We start from the raw sequence: 651 nt of genomic DNA, 5'->3' as shown, positions 1-651 counted from the left end.
CGGCCAGCACCGGGCGCTGGTGCTGACGCTGGCCTACTGCGGCCTGCGGTGGGGTGAAGCTGTCGCCTTGCGGGTGCGCGATGTCGAGTTCTTGCGGCGCCGGTTGAACGTCAGCGAGAACGCTGTCCAGATCGACTCCCACCACGTCGTGGGGCCGACCAAGGGTCGCGAAGCCCGGTCGGTGCCCGTGCCCGCGTTCGTTTTGAACGAACTGGCGGCGCAGTGCCAGGGTCGCGGCCCCGACGCGCTGGTGTTCGGTGACGGCGTGCGCTACCTGCCCCGTCCGAAGTCCGACGGCGGATGGTTTCAGGCAGCGGTGAAACGCGCCGACGTCCAATCCATCACTCCGCACGATCTGCGGCACACCTGCGCGAGCCTGGCCGTGAGCGCAGGCGTCAATTTGCTGGCCTTGGCTCGCATGCTGGGCCACAAAGACCCTGCCGTCACGTTGCGGGTGTACGCCGACCTGTTCGACAGCGACCTCGACGCGGTTGCTGCGAGCCTGCACGCGAAGTTCGCGCCGGAATTTTGTGTCCAAAACGTGTCCACGAAGCCCGGTTCGGGCCGGTAAAACAGGCTCTGAACTGCGGAAATGCTGGCGGTGGCGGAGGGATTTGAACCCTCGGACGGGGGTTACCCGTCACACGCTTT

General features: G+C 66.4%; 1 protein-coding gene. It reads left to right on the top strand.

The annotated features are described in order from the left end of the window. A partial coding sequence (locus tag F6Q13_RS19300; protein WP_293059943.1) for a site-specific integrase occupies positions 1-571 on the top strand: 571 nt, incomplete at its 5' end. Positions 572-651 lie beyond the last annotated feature (80 nt).

It is taken from the genome of Mycobacterium sp., from assembly GCF_008709575.1.
Taxonomy (GTDB): domain Bacteria; phylum Actinomycetota; class Actinomycetes; order Mycobacteriales; family Mycobacteriaceae; genus Mycobacterium.
Note: the sequence above shows the minus strand (reverse complement) of the source record. Positions and strands in the feature narration are given on the sequence as shown.